The 16,489-nt window shown below is 55.0% G+C and carries 16 protein-coding genes and 2 pseudogenes; 9 read left to right on the top strand and 9 right to left on the bottom strand.

Features of this window, described 5'->3' with window-relative positions:
• Window positions 1-11: 11 nt before the first annotated feature.
• Complete coding sequence (bktB, locus tag YERSI8AC_RS14640) at window positions 12-1,199, top strand: beta-ketothiolase BktB (RefSeq protein ID WP_159176982.1); 1,188 nt, start codon at window positions 12-14, stop codon at window positions 1,197-1,199.
• A 41-nt stretch (window positions 1,200-1,240) separates the two neighbouring features.
• Window positions 1,241-2,893 (top strand): fatty acid--CoA ligase, encoded by a 1,653-nt coding sequence (locus tag YERSI8AC_RS14635; protein WP_022522959.1) that lies wholly within the window; start codon window positions 1,241-1,243, stop codon window positions 2,891-2,893.
• Between the two features lie 13 nt (window positions 2,894-2,906).
• On the opposite strand, the gene YERSI8AC_RS14630 is transcribed toward YERSI8AC_RS14635, so the two are convergent.
• Window positions 2,907-3,902 (bottom strand): AraC family transcriptional regulator, encoded by a 996-nt coding sequence (locus tag YERSI8AC_RS14630; RefSeq protein WP_217920687.1) that lies wholly within the window; start codon window positions 3,900-3,902, stop codon window positions 2,907-2,909.
• Window positions 3,903-4,084: 182 nt separating this feature from the next.
• Between YERSI8AC_RS14630 and YERSI8AC_RS14625 the strand changes: the two genes are divergently transcribed.
• Entirely contained in the window at window positions 4,085-6,001 is a 1,917-nt protein-coding gene (locus tag YERSI8AC_RS14625; protein WP_159176981.1) for an ATP-binding cassette domain-containing protein, read from the top strand.
• Between the two features lie 61 nt (window positions 6,002-6,062).
• Here YERSI8AC_RS14625 and YERSI8AC_RS14620 read toward each other — a convergent pair whose 3' ends face one another.
• Window positions 6,063-6,515, bottom strand: coding sequence for a universal stress protein (locus YERSI8AC_RS14620; protein WP_022522962.1), 453 nt, complete (start codon window positions 6,513-6,515; stop codon window positions 6,063-6,065).
• A gap of 182 nt (window positions 6,516-6,697) precedes the next feature.
• Between YERSI8AC_RS14620 and YERSI8AC_RS14615 the strand changes: the two genes are divergently transcribed.
• A complete protein-coding gene (locus YERSI8AC_RS14615) occupies window positions 6,698-7,264 on the top strand; it encodes a preprotein translocase subunit YajC (RefSeq protein ID WP_138801665.1) in 567 nt (188 codons plus the stop codon).
• Here the strand turns inward: YERSI8AC_RS14615 and slyA are convergent.
• Window positions 7,243-7,695: a transcriptional regulator SlyA gene (gene slyA / locus YERSI8AC_RS14610; RefSeq protein ID WP_027958888.1), complete on the bottom strand. Its 453-nt coding sequence runs from the start codon at window positions 7,693-7,695 to the stop codon at window positions 7,243-7,245. The genes YERSI8AC_RS14615 and slyA overlap by 22 nt on opposite strands.
• Window positions 7,696-7,771: 76 nt before the next feature.
• On the bottom strand, window positions 7,772-8,926 hold the full coding sequence (locus tag YERSI8AC_RS14605; RefSeq protein ID WP_159176980.1) for a DUF5924 family protein: 1,155 nt from the start codon (window positions 8,924-8,926) through the stop codon (window positions 7,772-7,774).
• A 310-nt stretch (window positions 8,927-9,236) separates the two neighbouring features.
• On the opposite strand from YERSI8AC_RS14605, the gene fadB reads away from it, so the two are divergent.
• Together fadB and fadA are read left to right on the top strand one after the other, a co-directional pair.
• Window positions 9,237-11,423: a fatty acid oxidation complex subunit alpha FadB gene (gene fadB / locus YERSI8AC_RS14600; protein ID WP_138801667.1), complete on the top strand. Its 2,187-nt coding sequence runs from the start codon at window positions 9,237-9,239 to the stop codon at window positions 11,421-11,423.
• Between the two features lie 23 nt (window positions 11,424-11,446).
• Window positions 11,447-12,625, top strand: coding sequence for an acetyl-CoA C-acyltransferase FadA (gene fadA, locus YERSI8AC_RS14595; protein ID WP_009288645.1), 1,179 nt, complete (start codon window positions 11,447-11,449; stop codon window positions 12,623-12,625).
• Between the two features lie 90 nt (window positions 12,626-12,715).
• Here the strand turns inward: fadA and YERSI8AC_RS14590 are convergent.
• The 4 genes and pseudogenes from YERSI8AC_RS14590 to YERSI8AC_RS14575 all read right to left on the bottom strand — a co-directional run.
• A pseudogene (locus YERSI8AC_RS14590) lies at window positions 12,716-12,808 on the bottom strand (IS3 family transposase); the annotation flags it as partial.
• Between the two features lie 24 nt (window positions 12,809-12,832).
• Window positions 12,833-12,985: pseudogene (locus YERSI8AC_RS14585) on the bottom strand (transposase); the annotation flags it as partial.
• A gap of 79 nt (window positions 12,986-13,064) precedes the next feature.
• Entirely contained in the window at window positions 13,065-14,153 is a 1,089-nt protein-coding gene (locus tag YERSI8AC_RS14580; RefSeq protein WP_159176979.1) for a histone deacetylase family protein, read from the bottom strand.
• A 150-nt stretch (window positions 14,154-14,303) separates the two neighbouring features.
• Window positions 14,304-14,780, bottom strand: coding sequence for a flavodoxin family protein (locus tag YERSI8AC_RS14575; RefSeq protein ID WP_041158651.1), 477 nt, complete (start codon window positions 14,778-14,780; stop codon window positions 14,304-14,306).
• A 93-nt stretch (window positions 14,781-14,873) separates the two neighbouring features.
• Between YERSI8AC_RS14575 and YERSI8AC_RS14570 the strand changes: the two genes are divergently transcribed.
• From YERSI8AC_RS14570 to YERSI8AC_RS14560, 3 genes are all read left to right on the top strand, one after another.
• Window positions 14,874-15,275, top strand: coding sequence for a thiol-disulfide oxidoreductase DCC family protein (locus YERSI8AC_RS14570; protein ID WP_022522970.1), 402 nt, complete (start codon window positions 14,874-14,876; stop codon window positions 15,273-15,275).
• Between the two features lie 16 nt (window positions 15,276-15,291).
• On the top strand, window positions 15,292-15,768 hold the full coding sequence (locus tag YERSI8AC_RS14565) for a YbhB/YbcL family Raf kinase inhibitor-like protein (protein WP_022522971.1): 477 nt from the start codon (window positions 15,292-15,294) through the stop codon (window positions 15,766-15,768).
• 76 nt (window positions 15,769-15,844) lie between these two features.
• The gene (locus tag YERSI8AC_RS14560) at window positions 15,845-16,186 is read left to right on the top strand and encodes a zinc ribbon domain-containing protein YjdM (protein ID WP_022522972.1); all 342 of its coding nucleotides are present in this window, start codon (window positions 15,845-15,847) and stop codon (window positions 16,184-16,186) included.
• 76 nt (window positions 16,187-16,262) lie between these two features.
• Here the strand turns inward: YERSI8AC_RS14560 and YERSI8AC_RS14555 are convergent, their stop codons facing one another.
• Window positions 16,263-16,466: a putative motility protein gene (locus YERSI8AC_RS14555; protein ID WP_159176978.1), complete on the bottom strand. Its 204-nt coding sequence runs from the start codon at window positions 16,464-16,466 to the stop codon at window positions 16,263-16,265.
• Window positions 16,467-16,489 lie beyond the last annotated feature (23 nt).

Here is a 16,489-nt window from a genome sequence, read left to right as displayed (position 1 = left end):
AGGAGAGAGCCATGCGGTTGGATGATGTAGTGATTTTAGGCGGTGCACGAACCGCGATCGGGAGTTTTGGCGGGTCGCTCTCAACCAAGGCGCCGTTTGAGTTGGGGGCGATAACCGCCAAAGAGGCGTTGCGCCGTGCTGGCGTTGAGGGCGGAGATATCGATCACTCGGTATACGGCCACATTATTACCACCGGCCCCCAGGATGCCTATCTGGCGCGTCATATTGCACTGGAAGCAGGCGTGCCGAAAGAAGCGAGCGCCTTCAACGTCAATCGGCTGTGTGGTTCAGGTGTACAGGCGGTGGTCTCAGCCGCCCAGCAGATTGCTATGGGCGACAGCCGCTTAGCGCTGGCAGGTGGCGCTGAGTCGATGTCGCGCGGGGCTTATCTGCTGCCTCCTCAAGCGCGCAACGGCGTGCGTATGGGGGATGTGAACGTTGAGGATTTAACCCTAGGCATTTTGAGCGACCCCTTTGGCAGCGGCCATATGGGCTGCACTGCCGAGAACATCGCTAAACAGTATGGCCTAAGCCGTGAGCAGTTGGATCAGTTTGCCCTTGAGAGCCATCAAAAAGCGGCGCGTGCCATCGCGGAAGGCCGCTTTGACGAGCAAATCGTAGCGGTGGAAGTCAGTCGTGGTAAGCAAACGGTTCATTTTTCCCGCGATGAACACGTGCGCGATGGTGTCCAACTTAGCGATTTGGCGCGGCTCAAGCCTGCCTTCCAAAAAGACGGCATGGTGACCGCAGGCAATGCCTCGGGTATCAACGATGGCGCCGCCACGTTGGTGCTGGCCCATGCCGATGAAGCCTCACAGCGGGGCTTAGCGCCCAGGGCGCATCTTCGTGTTGCCACAACAGCAGGCGTTGAGCCAACGCTGATGGGCCTTGGCCCGATTCCTGCTGTGAAACGCTGCCTGCAGCAGGCAGGGCTAAGCATTAATGATATTGATGTGATTGAGTCCAATGAAGCCTTTGCTGCCCAAGCCATGGCGGTGGCCGACACGCTAGGTTTTCCGTTAGAGAAACTAAACCCTAACGGCGGCGCGGTTGCCTTGGGGCATCCGGTGGGGGCCACAGGAGCTGTTCTGATTCTCAAAGCGCTACACGAATTGGAACGTATTAACGGTCGCTACGGCTTGATAACGCTGTGTATTGGTGGAGGGCAGGGCATCGCCCTGCTTATCGAGCGCGGCTGATCCGACTTGATTGCCACAAGAACAAGCTTATAGGAGTGTTTATGCCTTCAGTTACCCCGAAAATTTTACCCGCCGCGGCCTCTGCGACAAATCCTGCCTTGATGATTGGCGACCTGCTGGAGGCAGGCGTGCGAATGGCGGGCGACAATCAGATTGTCTACCGGGATCAGAGCCGCCATAGCTACGAGCGTTTTCGTGAGCGGGTGCATCAACTGGCCCATACGCTGACATCACAGGGCGTGCAAGCCGGTGATGTTGTGGCGGTGCTGGATTGGGATAGCCATCGCTACCTGGAGTGCTTCTTCGCCATTCCGATGATCGGCGCGGTACTCCACACGGTGAATGTGCGCCTGGCTCCGGAGCAAATCCTCTATACCATGGATCACGCCGAAGACGTTTTCGTCATCGTGCACGAAGAGTTTGTGCCACTGCTTGAGCCGCTGGCCGATAAGCTACCCCAAGTACGTGGCTACCTGCTGTGTCAGGAGACCCCGCAAACAGTCGATACCACTCTGCCGCTGGTGGGCGAGTTTGAATCGTTATTAAGCCAACAGCCTACTCACTACGATTTTCCCACCTTTGATGAAAACGCCGTCGCCACACTGTTCTACACCACCGGTACCACGGGTAATCCCAAAGGGGTTTTCTTTACCCACCGCCAGTTGGTGCTGCATACCTTGAACGAGTCTAGCGCTTTCCAGGCGCCCGGTTTTGAGCTGCTCAACCGCGACAAGGTCTACATGCCGATTACCCCCATGTTTCACGTTCACGCCTGGGGTGTGCCATATACTGCCACGCTGATGGGGGCTACCCAGGTCTACCCTGGCCGCTACGAGCCGGAAATGCTGGTCAAGCTGCTGGTCAGCGAGAAGGTCGACTTCTCCCACTGCGTCCCCACCCTGCTCAACATGGTGGTCAGCGCCGAGGCGATTACCTCAAAACAGGTCGACCTCGCCGGTTGGAAAGTATTGGTCGGCGGCAGTGCGTTAACCGAGTCGCTAGCAAGCAAAGCATGGGCGTTGGGGATTGATACCCGTAGTGCTTATGGCATGTCGGAAACCTGTCCGCTACTCACCGCCGATATTCTGCCGCAGGATATCGGCGACGCTGATTTTGAGACCCAGCTACCCTGGCGCTGTAAAGCGGGCCTGCCGATACCATTGGTTAAACTTCAAGTGGTCGATGCGGACGGCGAGCCGCTACCCAATGATGGTAAAAGCGTTGGTGAAGTGCGCGTTCAAGCACCCTGGCTGACCCAGGCCTACTATAAAGAGGAGAAACGCAGTGAGGAGCTATGGCGCAACGGCTGGCTGCATACCGGGGATGTGGGCTCGCTTGATGAGCGGGGCTTTCTGACCATTAGCGACCGCATAAAAGACGTGATTAAAACCGGCGGCGAGTGGCTCTCGTCGTTAGAACTGGAGAGCTATATCAGCCAGTGTCCAGGCATTGCCGAAGTGGCGGTGATCGGGGTGACGGACGATAAATGGGGAGAGCGGCCAGCGGCGTTAGCTGTCCCCGCCGATCTGAACAACCCGCCCACCACTGAAGCCGTGCAGGCGTTTTTAGAGCAGTTTGTCGCTCAGGGAAAACTCAATCGCTGGGGGATTCCCAGCATGATTCGTTTCGTCGATGAGATACCCAAAACCAGCGTGGGCAAGCTGGATAAGAAACGTATCCGCACCGAAATATAGCCTATCGGGCTGGCTAGCGAACGTTGCCCGCCGTGCGCGCTTTGCGATACGCGGCGGGCGAATTGCCTGTCCAGGTTTTAAAGGCACGACTAAAGCAGGCAAGATCCTCAAAGCTCAACGCCTCCGCGATGCTAACCAGGGGCTTCTCACTACAGGTGAGTGCCTGAATAGCGACATCGCGGCGGTACTCATCCTTGACCGCTTGAAAGTGGGTGCCCTCCCTTTTGAGATGCCGCGCCAGCGTGCGAGCAGACATATGCAGCGCATCGGCTACGCTATGCACGGTGCCAGACGTAGTCAGATGACGTGAGAGGTGTTCGCGCACCCGGTGGGTGAGCAGGCGATCTGCAAACGACACATAGAACCAGTCTGCGGGGGCGCGCTTTAAAAAAGCGCCCAGGTGTCTCTTGGTCTGGCGGATAGGATGATCAAGAAAACCGCGATCTATATAGATCGCGGTTTGCGGCTGCCCAAAGCGTACTGTACCAGGATAAAAGTAGAGATAATCAGCGCTGTGCGGCGGCTGGGGGTAAGCGCACTCCATTAAAATGGGTGGTATTTTACGCGCTATCATCCACGACGCGATGCCGTGAAACAGCTTGAGCATCAGCTCATGAATCAGAGTGCGGCTGCCCGTCAAGGGGGCATGTTCCACCAGGGCCATACGGGCAAGATCCCCTTCGAGCGTAAATGCATAGCCAAAGTCGTCGAGAAGAATACGGAAAAACTGCGTATAGCGGTGCAGTGCTACCTGCAAATTGGGCGCATCCAGCATGCTTAAACACAGCAGCTTCAGGGTGCCACCCCGCAGCGGGCGGGAAAAAAAGCCGGGCGTTTCGTCGTCCAGTTCGTTCACCAACCCACGATACAGTTCGGCAAACTGCTCAACCGTGACGCGGCCATGGGGGGCCGAAAGTAAAAAGGGCGAAATGCCCGCCCGTTCCAGGTAGCGTGTGGGCGATGTTGAGCTGTTGGGTAAGCCTTTAAACAGCTCATTTACAAAATGCATCGAGACGGTCACCGTCACTGTCAGCCCGCCTTTAAAAGTCGTTTTTTGGTTGAGATATTGTAGTTGCTAGCAAAACGGTATCACGCTGGTGGTTTCCGCTCTACGATTCCCCTCTATATGGTTCCCCCTCCTGGGCCGCTCATGCGTTACACTGTGCGCCTCACGATTTAGGAGGACACCGCGTGACCCTGTTACGACTCGAACAGCTGCAACTCGCCTACGGCACCCATGTACTACTCAATCGCGCCGACCTGACGGTTGAAAAAGGCGAGCGGCTGGCGCTGGTCGGGCGCAACGGCACCGGCAAATCCACTCTGCTGAAGCTGGTAGCGGGGGATATCCTGCCCGATGATGGCTCAATTTGGCGGGCACCTGGCCTCAAGATCGGTGTGCTGGCTCAGGAGTTACCCGAGTCATCCGGCCTGACCATTTTTGACATGGTCGCCCAAGGGCTGCCGGAAGCCGGGGAGCTACTCTCCGAGTACGATCATCTGATCAATGATCCCGACCCCGATATGGATCGCATGGCGACCCTGCAAACGCGCCTGGAAGCCATTGATGGCTGGTCGTTCCACCAGCGTATCGACACCGTGCTGACCCGCTTAGGCCTGCCCCCCGCGGCTGAGATGAGCTCGCTCTCCGGTGGCTGGCGCCGCCGGGTGGCGCTGGCGCGTGCCTTGGTCGCCGAGCCTGATCTACTGTTGCTTGATGAGCCTACCAACCACTTGGACTTAGACACCATTGCCTGGTTGGAAGAGCAACTGCTGGCGTTTAACGGCGCGGTACTGCTGATTACTCACGATAGGGCGTTTCTTTCCAAGCTGGCCACCAATATTCTGGAGCTAGACCGTGGCCAGCTAGGGCGCTACCCCGGCAAGTACGAAGAGTATCAGGCTCGTAAGCAGCACGAGCTTGAAGTAGAGGCGCGGGAGAACGCCGAATTTGATAAAAAACTTGCCCAGGAAGAAGCCTGGATTCGTCAGGGCGTTAAAGCACGGCGTACCCGCAACGAAGGCCGGGTTCGAGCGCTCGAGGCAATGCGTAACGAGCGTAGCCAGCGCCGCGAGCGTCAAGGCAATGCCAACCTGACGGTGGATCGCGGTGAGCGTACCGGCAAGCGCGTTGTGGAGCTGCAAGGTGTCACCCAACGGTTTGGCGATGAGGTGGTACTGCGCGATATCAATCTTGAGGTACTGCGCGGTGACCGTATTGGCTTCCTGGGGCGCAACGGTGCGGGCAAGACAACCCTGCTGAAAATCCTGCTGGGCGAGTTGGAACCCACTGAAGGCAAGGTGCAGATGGGCACCAATCTGAAAGTGGCTTATTTCGACCAACTGCGCGCCGGGCTTGAACTGGAAAAAACCGTTTACGACAACGTTGCCCAAGGCAGTGATCGTGTCAGTGTGGGCGGTAAAGATCGCCATGTGATGAGCTATCTACAGGACTTTCTTTTCACCCCCGAGCGGGTGCGCCAGCCGGTGAAAGCGCTCTCCGGTGGCGAGTCCAACCGCCTGCTGCTGGCCAAGTTGTTCACTCAGCCAGCTAACGTGTTAGTGCTCGATGAGCCGACCAACGACCTCGACATGGAAACCCTGGAGCTGCTCGAAGAGCTGCTGCTCGATTTCGATGGCACGCTGCTACTGGTCTCCCACGACCGAACCTTTATGGACAACGTGGTGACCAGCATGCTCGCCTTTGAGGGCGATGGCGTTGTACGTGAATACGTGGGGGGCTATACCGACTGGATTCGCCAGGGGGGCAAGCTGCCGCCAGCACCTTGGGAAGGGGCGGCGCGTCAGCGTACCGAACCCACCTCAGAAGCGCCCAAGAAAGTGGCTGAAGCACCTGCCGCAACGGTCAAGAAAAGCGTCAAACTCTCGTATAATTTGCAACGCGAGTTAGATGCACTGCCCGCCGAAATCGAACGTCTTGAGGGGCAAGTAGAGACGCTGGAGAGTGAAATCGGTGACCCAGCGTTTTATCAGCAGGATGCCGACGCCGTTACGGCTAAGCTGCAAACGCTTGAAAAAGTGCAGAAAGCGTTAGAAGTTGCCATGGAGCGCTGGATGGAACTGGAAGCGATGGCTGCCGGTGAGTAGCTTGAAAACGTTAAAAGGCGCCGTATGGGCGCCTTTTTTATAAACGTTATCGTGCCTTAGGTTACTCGTCGCTTTCTTCGCCTTTTTTACCGACGCGAACGGCTAGCACATCGCATTGGGCACCGTGCAATACGCCGGTAGAGGTTGAGCCGAGCAGTAGAGCAAAACCGTGGCGGCCATGGGAGCCCACTACGATTAGATCTACATCGTGCTCTTCAGCAAAACGGTGAATTTCGGTGTCGGGCATACCCACCACAACGTGTTGGTCAGCCTCGGCAATATGCGGGGCGGCGATTTCGGCTAAGCGTTTTTTGGCGTGTTCATCCAATTGATCCTGGATGCTGGTCAAGTCCATGGGGATATCGCCACCGTAGGCAAACCCAAGCGGTTCCAGGGTATGCATAATGGAGATTTTGGCTTGGTCGTTGCGTTCTGCGATCGCAACGGCACGTTCCAGAATCTTGTGGGAGTCTTTGGTTAAGTCAACGGCAACTAAAATGTGGTGATAGCTCATGGCGTATCTCCTTGGCAGTAGGTAACAAAGAGGCTCTTTGTTCAATAACCGTTACTTTAGATGGCGTGTCCTGTTTTAACAATAGCAAGCGTTTTAACAATGACTTGGGTCAAAACAGCGACCTGAGTCATGGTTTTTAGATTAGTTTATACAGTGTGGCTTATGTGGGAGGAAATGTAGAGATGGAATGGTTGATTATCGTGTTTATTATGCTGTTTGTAATTGCGCCGGTGATGTGGCTAAAGCCTAGCCCGCGTCAAAAACGCCAGCAGGCGCTGCGCACTCAAATCGCCAAACAGGGCGTCAGTATCAAGCTGGAAAAGCCGCCACTACACCATTTTAGAGGTACCATGCCGGCTTATCGCTGGCACTATCCCCAGGAAGGACCGGGCCCTGATTTTCTATTGGTAAGAGACAGCAATGCCAGTGAAGCCTTAACGCCATTTCATGCTGGCTGGCGCTGGCGGATTGCCCCCTTGCGGCCTTTACCCGATTCCGCTACAGCAGCGTTAAAAACACTACTTGAACGCTTGCCGCAAGACGCCTTGGTGGTGCAGTCAACGCCCTATGCATTGACGCTTTGGTGGTGGGAGTCGCAAACCGCGGAGCGATTCGCGACCTATCTACCCGAATTTCAGCAACTGCAGGAGGCGTTGCGTGGCCGTGCCGACCAGCCTTTCAGCCAGCCGTTAAAGGGCACTGAGCAGGCGTCATCCACAGTCAGCGATCAAGATGCCGGATTATCCTGATCCCGTGCTTGTATCGCCAAGCCGTTTGCCTCGATCACTGCCAACCATTCGTTGAGTTGTTCGAGGTTCTCCTCGCTTAAGCCAGCGAACATCTCTTTGCGCGCTTGTTGCGCAACGCTGTCGATCTGCTCCAGCAGCGGCATAGCGGCAGGGGTAAGATAAATCCGCTTGCTGCGACGGTCGTTGTCGCAGGCTCGGCGTTCAACTAGGCCTTGTTCTTCGAGCTGGCCCAGGGTGCGCACAAGAGAGGGCGCCTCAACACCAATCACACGGGCGAGATCGCACTGCGGATGGCCTTCGCCAAGACGCCACAGGTGATATAGCGTCACCCAGCGTGTTTGGGTTAATCCCAGCGGCGCCAAGCGGCGATCCAAGATGGAGCGCCATAAGTGGGGCAAGCGTGCGATGCGAAATCCAATCGTTGAAGCCATAGGTAACTAGCTGCCAATAAATGTGAGTAGTCGAATTGTCATAAGCTACGCCGCTGAATGCAAGGCGCTTAACCCTTCAATCTTCCGGTCGCGCCTCTTCATCGTTAGGGCTACCCGGCACAAACCGCCGTAAGTTTAATCCACTTAGACCACTGGCGCGTATCTCTCCATCTGCCAGCGTGGCTTGCTGAGCATCGTCTGAGACCTCAAAACGTATTAATCCCAAGCGCTGGCCCGTACCTGTCATGATATCAATGCGCCAATCGCCAGTAGGGTCTTCGGGAAAGTTTTGCTTGTGGCTCCATGCGCGGTAACCCTGCTCGCGTCCACCATCGATATTAAGCTCCACAACATCCATTGGCACACCATTGTGATGCCAGGCATGGGTAATAGTTTCACTTAATCCCCGCGGTGCCCGAATAGCGGTGTAAACATAAAGGCCATTTTCGCTGATGGCTTGTGGCGTTAACGCCATCGAGCCTTGAGGCAGGCGCTGCTCAACATTAAAACCAGGAGAGAGCGCGCTACTGGTCATCCAGAGACTGGCAGGCGGTACCCATATACGTCCCAGCCAAGCTCCATAGGCGAGTAGCAGCGTCAACACAAAAAAAGCGCACCAGCGTTTGAGCGAGCGCTGCTTAAGCAAGTGCCAAAAACTCGGCAAAGCCACCAGAATGGTGATCGCCAGGGCCAGTAGCAGGCTCTGGCCGGTGGTGAGGTGCACCATGATAGGTAGCGTGACCAGCAATACCAGGAAGACGCACTGGGCATGAAAGACGAAATAGAGACTGCGCCAGCGCTCCGCGACTTTGAAGTAGAGCGGATCGATAATCGACAGTATTGCCATGCCGCCCACCAGCAGCGCAAACAGCGTTTGCCCGCTATTCCACACCGTGGTGACTAAGATAAACGGCAGGGTGAAGAAAAGTGTCTCCTGGTGAATCATCTGGGCAATAAAAGTGGTTACGCCCCGGGGGGGCGTGGGGTGACCCCGGCGCGACAACCAGCGGCTGATCAAGCCTTCCGAAAGCAGTAGCGTCCAGGCAAACAGTAATCCCAGCGCCAGCGCTGCGCCTAACCACTGCTGGCGATCAACTAAAAAGAAGCTGCTTAGCCCGGCAGCAAAGGCCATTGGTGGCCAAAGCCAGCTCCAGGGCTTGAGGCGTTCGACAATGCGTTCAATTCGCTGCTGAATGGCTTCAATACGTGAAGGCGTGAGCAGTGCGCTCATAACAAGATAACCTGCAAAGTAAAAGGAAGCGCGATTCTAACAGGCTGTCAGGCTTAACGCTGATCTACTGCAAATCCATGCTTCTGGCGGGATCGGTTACATTCACTCAGACGGCGCTCTATGAACGGATGCCGGAGAGCGCTGGTCTCACTAAATGAGTAAATTAGCCAAAAGTCTGGGCTTGACGTTATCAGGCAACTCAACCAAGCTAAGGCAATCAAACGACCGTATGAAAGTCGTGTGGAAGCCGTATGAGAAATGTGGCGGGTTCTCTTTTCAGAGCCAGCCCGAAAATGTGGAGAGAGCGCGGATGATCTATCAAGGCAACGCCATCACGGTGACACGTCGTGACACCCCGAGTGGCAATGATATCGCAATGCTCACTTTCGATCTGAAAGATGAGTCCGTCAACAAGCTTTCCAGCGCGGTGGTCGCAGAGCTGAGCGAAGCAGTAAAAGCCATTCAAGCTGAAAATAGCTTAAAAGGTTTACTTATTGCGAGCGGGAAAGATGTGTTTATCGTGGGCGCCGATATCACCGAGTTTCACAGTCTATTTGATAAAGGCGAAGCCTACCTTGAGGAGATGAATCTCAAGGTTCACGATATTTTTAACGCTATTGAAGATCTGCCGTTCCCTACCGTAACAGCGATCAATGGTCTGGCGCTGGGTGGCGGCTGCGAAGTATTGCTGACCACCGATTTTCGTGTGATGGGCGAGAAAGCCAAGATCGGCCTGCCAGAAACCAAGCTCGGCATTCTGCCCGGTTGGGGCGGCTGCGTACGCTTGCCGCGCATTATTGGCGCCGATAACGCCATCGAGTGGATTGCCGGTGGCACCGAAAACCGTGCCGATGCCGCGCTAAAAGTGGGCGCCGTCGACGCGGTGGTGGCGGCAGAACAGTTGGAAGAAGCCGCGCTGGATATTCTTGATCGTGCCAATGCCGGTGAGCTGGATTACCAGGCCCGTCGTGCTGAAAAGACCAGCCCGCTGAAGCTCAACCCGATTGAGCAGATGATGGCGTTTGAAACGGCGAAAGGCTATGTCGCCGGTAAAGCGGGGCCTCATTATCCGGCGCCGGTAGAAGCGATCAAAGTGATTCAGAAAGGCGCTGGCGAAGAGCGTGGCCGTGCCCAGGCGATTGAAGCCAAAGCCTTCGCCAAGCTGGCACTCAGCAGCGTGGCGTTCAACTTGGTGGGTCTGTTCTTAAACGACCAAGTGGTCAAGAAAAAAGCCAGCAAGTATGAGAAGCAGGCGCAGCCGGTGAAGCAAACGGCCGTGCTGGGTGCGGGTATCATGGGTGGTGGTATCGCTTATCAGAGTGCCTCTAAAGGCACGCCGATTCTGATGAAAGATATCAAGGATGACGCCATTGAACTGGGCCTGAAAGAAGCCCGTAAGCTATTTGCCAAACAGGTGGAGCGCAAAAAGCTGACCACCGAGCAGATGGCGGAGAAGCTGACTAATATTCGCCCGACGCTCTCCTACGGAGATTTTGGCAACGTCGATCTCGTCGTCGAAGCGGTGGTTGAAAACCCCAAAGTCAAAGACGCCGTGCTTACCGAAGTGGAAGGTATGGTGAGCGAAAATACCATTCTCACCTCGAACACATCGACGATTTCCATCAACCGCTTGGCGCAAAACCTAAAGCGGCCTGAAAACTTCTGCGGCATGCACTTCTTCAACCCCGTGCACCGCATGCCGCTGGTAGAAGTCATCCGTGGTGAGAAGACCTCGGATGCCGCCGTTGCTGCCACCGTGGCCTACGCCCGGGCAATGGGTAAAACGCCGATTGTGGTTAACGACTGCCCAGGCTTCTTGGTCAACCGGGTGCTTTTCCCCTACTTTGGCGGCTTTAGCTTCCTGGTTGAGCAGGGTGCTGACTTCCAGCACGTTGATAAGGTGATGGAGAGGTTCGGCTGGCCCATGGGTCCGGCCTACCTGCTGGACGTGGTCGGCCTGGATACCGCCGTTCACGCCAATGAAGTAATGGCGGAAGGCTTCCCTGATCGTATGGCTCGCGACGGTAAAACCGCCATTCAGGTCATGTACGACAACGACCGTTTAGGCCAGAAGAACGACAAGGGTTTTTACGCCTACGAAGAGGACAAGAAGGGTAAGCCGAAGAAAGTCACCGACGAAGCGGCTTACGCTTTAGTTAAAGAGGTGGTGAAAGAGCATAAAGAGTTTTCCGACGAGGATATTATCGCTCGCATGATGGTACCACTCTGCTTGGAAACCGTGCGCTGCCTAGAAGATGGCATTGTGGCCACGCCAGCCGAAGCCGATATGGCGTTGATCTATGGCATCGGCTTCCCGCCTTTCCGTGGTGGTGCGCTGCGCTACATCGACGCCATGGGCGTTGCAGAGTTTGTCAAGCTGGCGGAAGGGCTAGCTGAGGAGTTGGGCCCGCTATACGCGCCCACCGACAAGCTGCGTCAGATGGCTCAGAACAATGAGCAATTCTATTCCAGTGACAACTCTGCCACCCAGGCCTAACCACCACGCACAGGAGATATAAGATGAGTTTGAATCCGAGAGACATTGTGGTGGTAGACGGTGTTCGTACCGCCATGGCGAAAGCCAAAAATGGTGCTTTTCGTAATGTTCGCGCAGAGAATCTCTCTGCTGCGGCTATGCAGGCGCTGTTTACCCGCAATCCTAATCTAGATCCTTCTGAAGTGGATGATGTGATCTGGGGCTGTGTGAACCAGACACTCGAGCAGTCGATGAACATTGCTCGTAATGCGGCGATTATGACCGGTATTCCGCGCTCGGTGCCCGCGCAAACCGTTAACCGTTTGTGTGGCTCTTCAATGACGGCGCTGCATATCGCCGCCGCCAATATCAAAGCGGGTATGGGCGACTTCTTTATCATCGGCGGCGTTGAGCACATGGAGCACGTACCCATGGCTCACGGCGTTGACGTTAACCCGGCGGCCAGCAAATACGCTGCTAAAGCAGCAATGATGATGGGCCTAACCGCGGAGCTGCTGGGTAAAATGCACGGCGTTTCTCGGGAAGATCAGGATAAATTCGGCGTACGCTCTCACCAGCGCGCCCAGGCGGCCATGGAGAAGGGCTACTTCGATAACGAAATTATCGGCGTCGAAGGCCACGATCAACGCGGCTTTAGAGTCATGGTTCAGCGTGATGAAGTGATTCGCGGTGACGCTAGCCTGGAGTCTATGGCGAATCTGAAGCCGGTGTTTGACCCGCGCAACGGTACGGTCACGGCGGGTACCTCCTCGGCGCTTTCCGTGGGTGCCTCGGCAATGGCAGTGATGAGCTACGAGCGTGCTCAAGCGCTTGGCTTAGAGCCTATTGCGAAGGTGCTCTCTACAGGCGTCGCGGGTTGTGATGCGTCGATCATGGGCTATGGCCCGGTTCCCGCGTCTAAGAAAGCGCTGAAAATCGCCGGTCTTTCCGCGGCGGATATCCAAACCGTTGAACTCAACGAAGCCTTCGCGGCGCAGGGTATTCCGGTGCTGAAAGATCTCGGTTTCCTGGATGCGATGGACGACAAGGTTAACCTCAATGGCGGTGCAATCGCTCTGGGGCACCCGCTAGGCTGCTCGGGTTCACGTATCTGCACAACGCTGTTGAACGTTATGCAGCAGCGCGATACCACCCTGGGTTTAGCCACCATGTGTATTGGTATGGGGCAAGGTGTAGCGACGGTGTTTGAACGCTTGAAATAATCACCTAGCTTTTTATTGCTTTAAATCGGCAATCGGCATTGCAAAACGGCACCGCGATGAACTGACCCCATAAACTTGGACAGTGAAAAACTAAGCAGCCAAGGCCTGATTTCGGTACTGCACCGGACTCAGGCCTTTTAATTTGGTCTTAATCCGCTCGTGATTGTAGTAATGGATATAGTGNTAGTGGGTGAACTTTTTCTGCAAGCCACTTAGACCATGCTGTTCAAAGTGTTTAACCCAACGCCTGACGGTTGTAGGGCCAAGACCGTACTGTCTGGCCAGACTCTTGTAACCCTGCTGTCCTTCTGCGTAGCGTTGCACTACTAGTAACTTGAACGCTTCATTATGTTTCGTCATGAAAAACACCCCAATCGTTGGATGAGCGTCCAACTTTTGGGGTGCAGTTCACGAGGTGCCGTTTTTATGAGCAGCGAAATTATTCGGATTGAAAAGCCGTGCGGTGGAAATCCGCCGCGGCTTGGACTTCCGCAACGCCGCAGGTATCGGGTTCAGGTACGGCATTTCCAGCCAGTACTGCTAGCACCGCTCGGGTGCCGTTCGCCAGTGACTCCAGGTTGTAGCCGCCCTCTAATACGAACACCAAGCGGCCATCGCAGTGTTGTTCGGCCAGTTGTTGCAAGAAACCGGTCAGTGCGCCAAAACCTTCATAGGAAACGTTTAAGGCTAAATCGTGCCAATGGGGGTCAAATCCTGCCGAGACTAAAATGATGTCGGGCTTAAACCACGCTGCGGCCGGGGCAAGAATGTCACGGAATGCCTTGAGATACGCTTCGTCGCCAGCGCCAGCCGGTAACGGAACATTGATCGTGGTGCCTTCAGCTAAACCGGCGCCCACCTCTTCCAGGTGGCCTGAGCCGGGATAGAAGGGCGCCGCGCGGTGAATATCGAAAAACATCACATCCGGCTCTGCCCAAAAAATATCCTGGGTGCCGTTGCCGTGATGGGCGTCCCAATCAACAATCAGCACTCTTTCGCAACCCAGCGCGCTGCGCGCATGGGCTGCGGCGACCGCTACATTGTTGAATAGACAAAAGCCACGGGCGCGAACGGGCTCTGCGTGGTGCCCTGGCGGGCGCACAAGTGCAAAGGCACTTTTAGCGCGCTTCTCCATGACCGCTTCTACTGCGGCAATGGCCGTTCCCGCGGCGACTTCGGCGGCATCGACGCTACCCGGTGAGACCGCTGTGGTATCCACATCCAACCAGGCATTTTTCCCGCGTAGGCTAAAAATATCGCTTAGATAGGACGTGGTATGCACCCTGGCGAGTTGTTCATGGGTGGCTACTTTGCCACCTTCAATGTGCAGGCCCGCAATGGGCGCTTTCTCAAGCAGGTGCTGAATGGCTTTCAAACGGCCGGGGTGCTCGGGGTATTTCCATGGCACAGGGAGCCCTGCAAGCAGATGTCGAATGCGCTTATCGATCCGTTGGGGTAGAAAGTCGGCGTCAATATTGGGCTCGTGAGCGAGCACCCGATCATCATAGAAAGCAATGACTTTATGCATAATGGCTACCTAATGTACGTGCGTTAAGTAACAGCAGTAAATTCAAGCAAGTACTGCCGCCCTTTAATCGCACAATGGGCACGAAATGCTTATCTACAGTAAGGCAGGCTAGGCGAGGTTATACAATATCACTCTCAAACCATGTCACTTTCAAACAATGCCACTCTCAACACTAAACGCTAGGGTCATGCTGAGCTCTTCTACCTGATCTGCAAATGAGGGCTGCCACTCGCCGCACAAAATGAGCGGTGGCTGTACCCATCGCCAGCGTAAGCCAGTGACGATGCTTTCTACTGCGCGTTGGGTGCCCGTGCCATCGTGCCCCGCGCGAATATAGAGCGCGCAGGGTAATCCCTGTTTCTTTTCAATGACAGAATAGTAGCTGCGATCAAAAAAATCCTTGAGGGCGCCGCTCATATAACCCAGGTTTTCTGTGGTGCCGAGCAGAATCGCATCGCAAGCAAGCACGTCGTCTGGTCCAGCTTCCAAGGGCGCTTTCACCACACAGTGCACCTGCTCAAGGTCGGGATGACTCGCGCCCTGGAAAGCCGCATCACGCAATAAGCGGGTATTCGCCGAAGGGGCATGGGCAACAATTAATAGCTGTTTTTTGAACTCAGATGTCATAGCCGTAGCCTAAATAAGCAGTGAATATGTAAAGGTTTGCGACTAGTACTGAAAATGCCACACTGCTTTAGTGTCGTTAACTAGAGAGGCTATATGCCCAATAAGACTTCTATCAATGTCTTTTACGATGCGAAGTGCCCGCTGTGCCGTAAAGAGCGCCGCCGCTATGAGCGCTGGTCGGGGCGGCATGCCGCTGATATCGCTTGGCTTGATGTGAGTGAACATCACCAGGCGCTACAGCAAAAGGGCGTCGATCCCGACATGGCACTGCGTTCTCTGCATATCGAAACAGCATCTGGGCAATTGCTGGAGGGGATCGATGCTTACCGTTTATTAATGAAGCGTATTCCCTTGTTGGCGCCGGCTGCCTGGATCATTGGTCTACCGGGCATTAAATTGGGCTTGCGGGCGCTTTACGATGCCTGGGTTAAGCGCCGCCTGAAGAAACAAGGCCGGTGGAGTTGTGAGACTAGGAGCGAAAGGCACATTAGATAAACCAAGGAGATAAAACATGACATTTGCACTTTCATCAATGCAGGTTACCAGCTTGGCATTTGCTGACCATCAGGCGATCCCTGCCAAGCACACCGGGGAAGGTGAGGATGTTTCGCCAGCACTTGCTTGGCAATACGCTCCCGAGGGAACCCAAGGGTTTGCGGTGATCTGTCACGACCCGGACGCGCCGTTGGTCAAAGACGGTAGCTATGGCTTTGTCCACTGGGTGCTCTATAACCTATCCGGCGATATTCAGGAATTAACTGAAAAGACGGCGGCAGGCACCGTCGGTGCAAATGATAAAGGTGGTACTGGCTATTGTGGCCCGATGCCGCCAGAAGGGCACGGCAAGCATCTTTATTATTTCTGGGTGCTGGCGCTGGATCATCAAACCTCGCTCCCTGAAGGGCTCACGCTGGCTGAACTGCTCAAAGAAGTAGAGCCTCACCTGCTGGGGATGAACCGTTTGGTGGGTACTTACCAGCGCGATTGATCTAGCCTTTGGCTGGACATTTTGCGTAACCCGTGTAGGCTCCATCGCTTTCTAACTGTGGTGATGGAGCCGTCTGATGAGTGACCTGCCTAACTGTCCTGCCTGTGCCTCTGAGTTTAGCTACGATGATGGTCTTCAATATGTCTGCCCAGAGTGCGGCCATGAGTGGTCAAAAGTGGCAGAAGAAGAGGGCGCTGATGACGCTTCAGGCGTGCGCGATGCCAACGGCAATATGCTCGCCGACGGTGATAGCGTAACGGTGATCAAGGACTTGAAGGTTAAGGGCAGTTCACTGGTGGTTAAAGTGGGCACTAAAGTGAAAAGCATTCGCTTAGTTGAAGGCGACCACGATATCGACTGTAAAATTGACGGTATCGGCCCGATGAAGCTTAAATCCGAATTTGTTAAGAAAGCCTAGCGTTAAAACCGATCGTTAAAAAAATAGCCCCCTGGCGTTGGCCAGGGGGCTATTGATTTATCTAGCCTAACGTTTATTACGCAGTCGTATTAATCTGCGTACCTACGCTGCCGCTGGTAGCCAGCTGTGGATCTAAAGCAACGCTATCCATCAGGGCGGTGATTTGCGCTGCCTGGCCGTCTAATGCCTCTCTAAAAACACCGAACTGAGCCTGTTGGATCGCTTGCGCCTGCCTCATATCCAGCGTTGCATTTACCATGTTATTAACTGCTACATCCATAGTCTGCCTCCTACAAATATTGG

Origin of the sequence: Halomonas sp. 113 (genome assembly GCF_904067645.1) — a bacterium.
Classification (GTDB): domain Bacteria; phylum Pseudomonadota; class Gammaproteobacteria; order Pseudomonadales; family Halomonadaceae; genus Vreelandella; species Vreelandella titanicae.
This window is presented reverse-complemented; position numbering and strand designations above follow the sequence as displayed.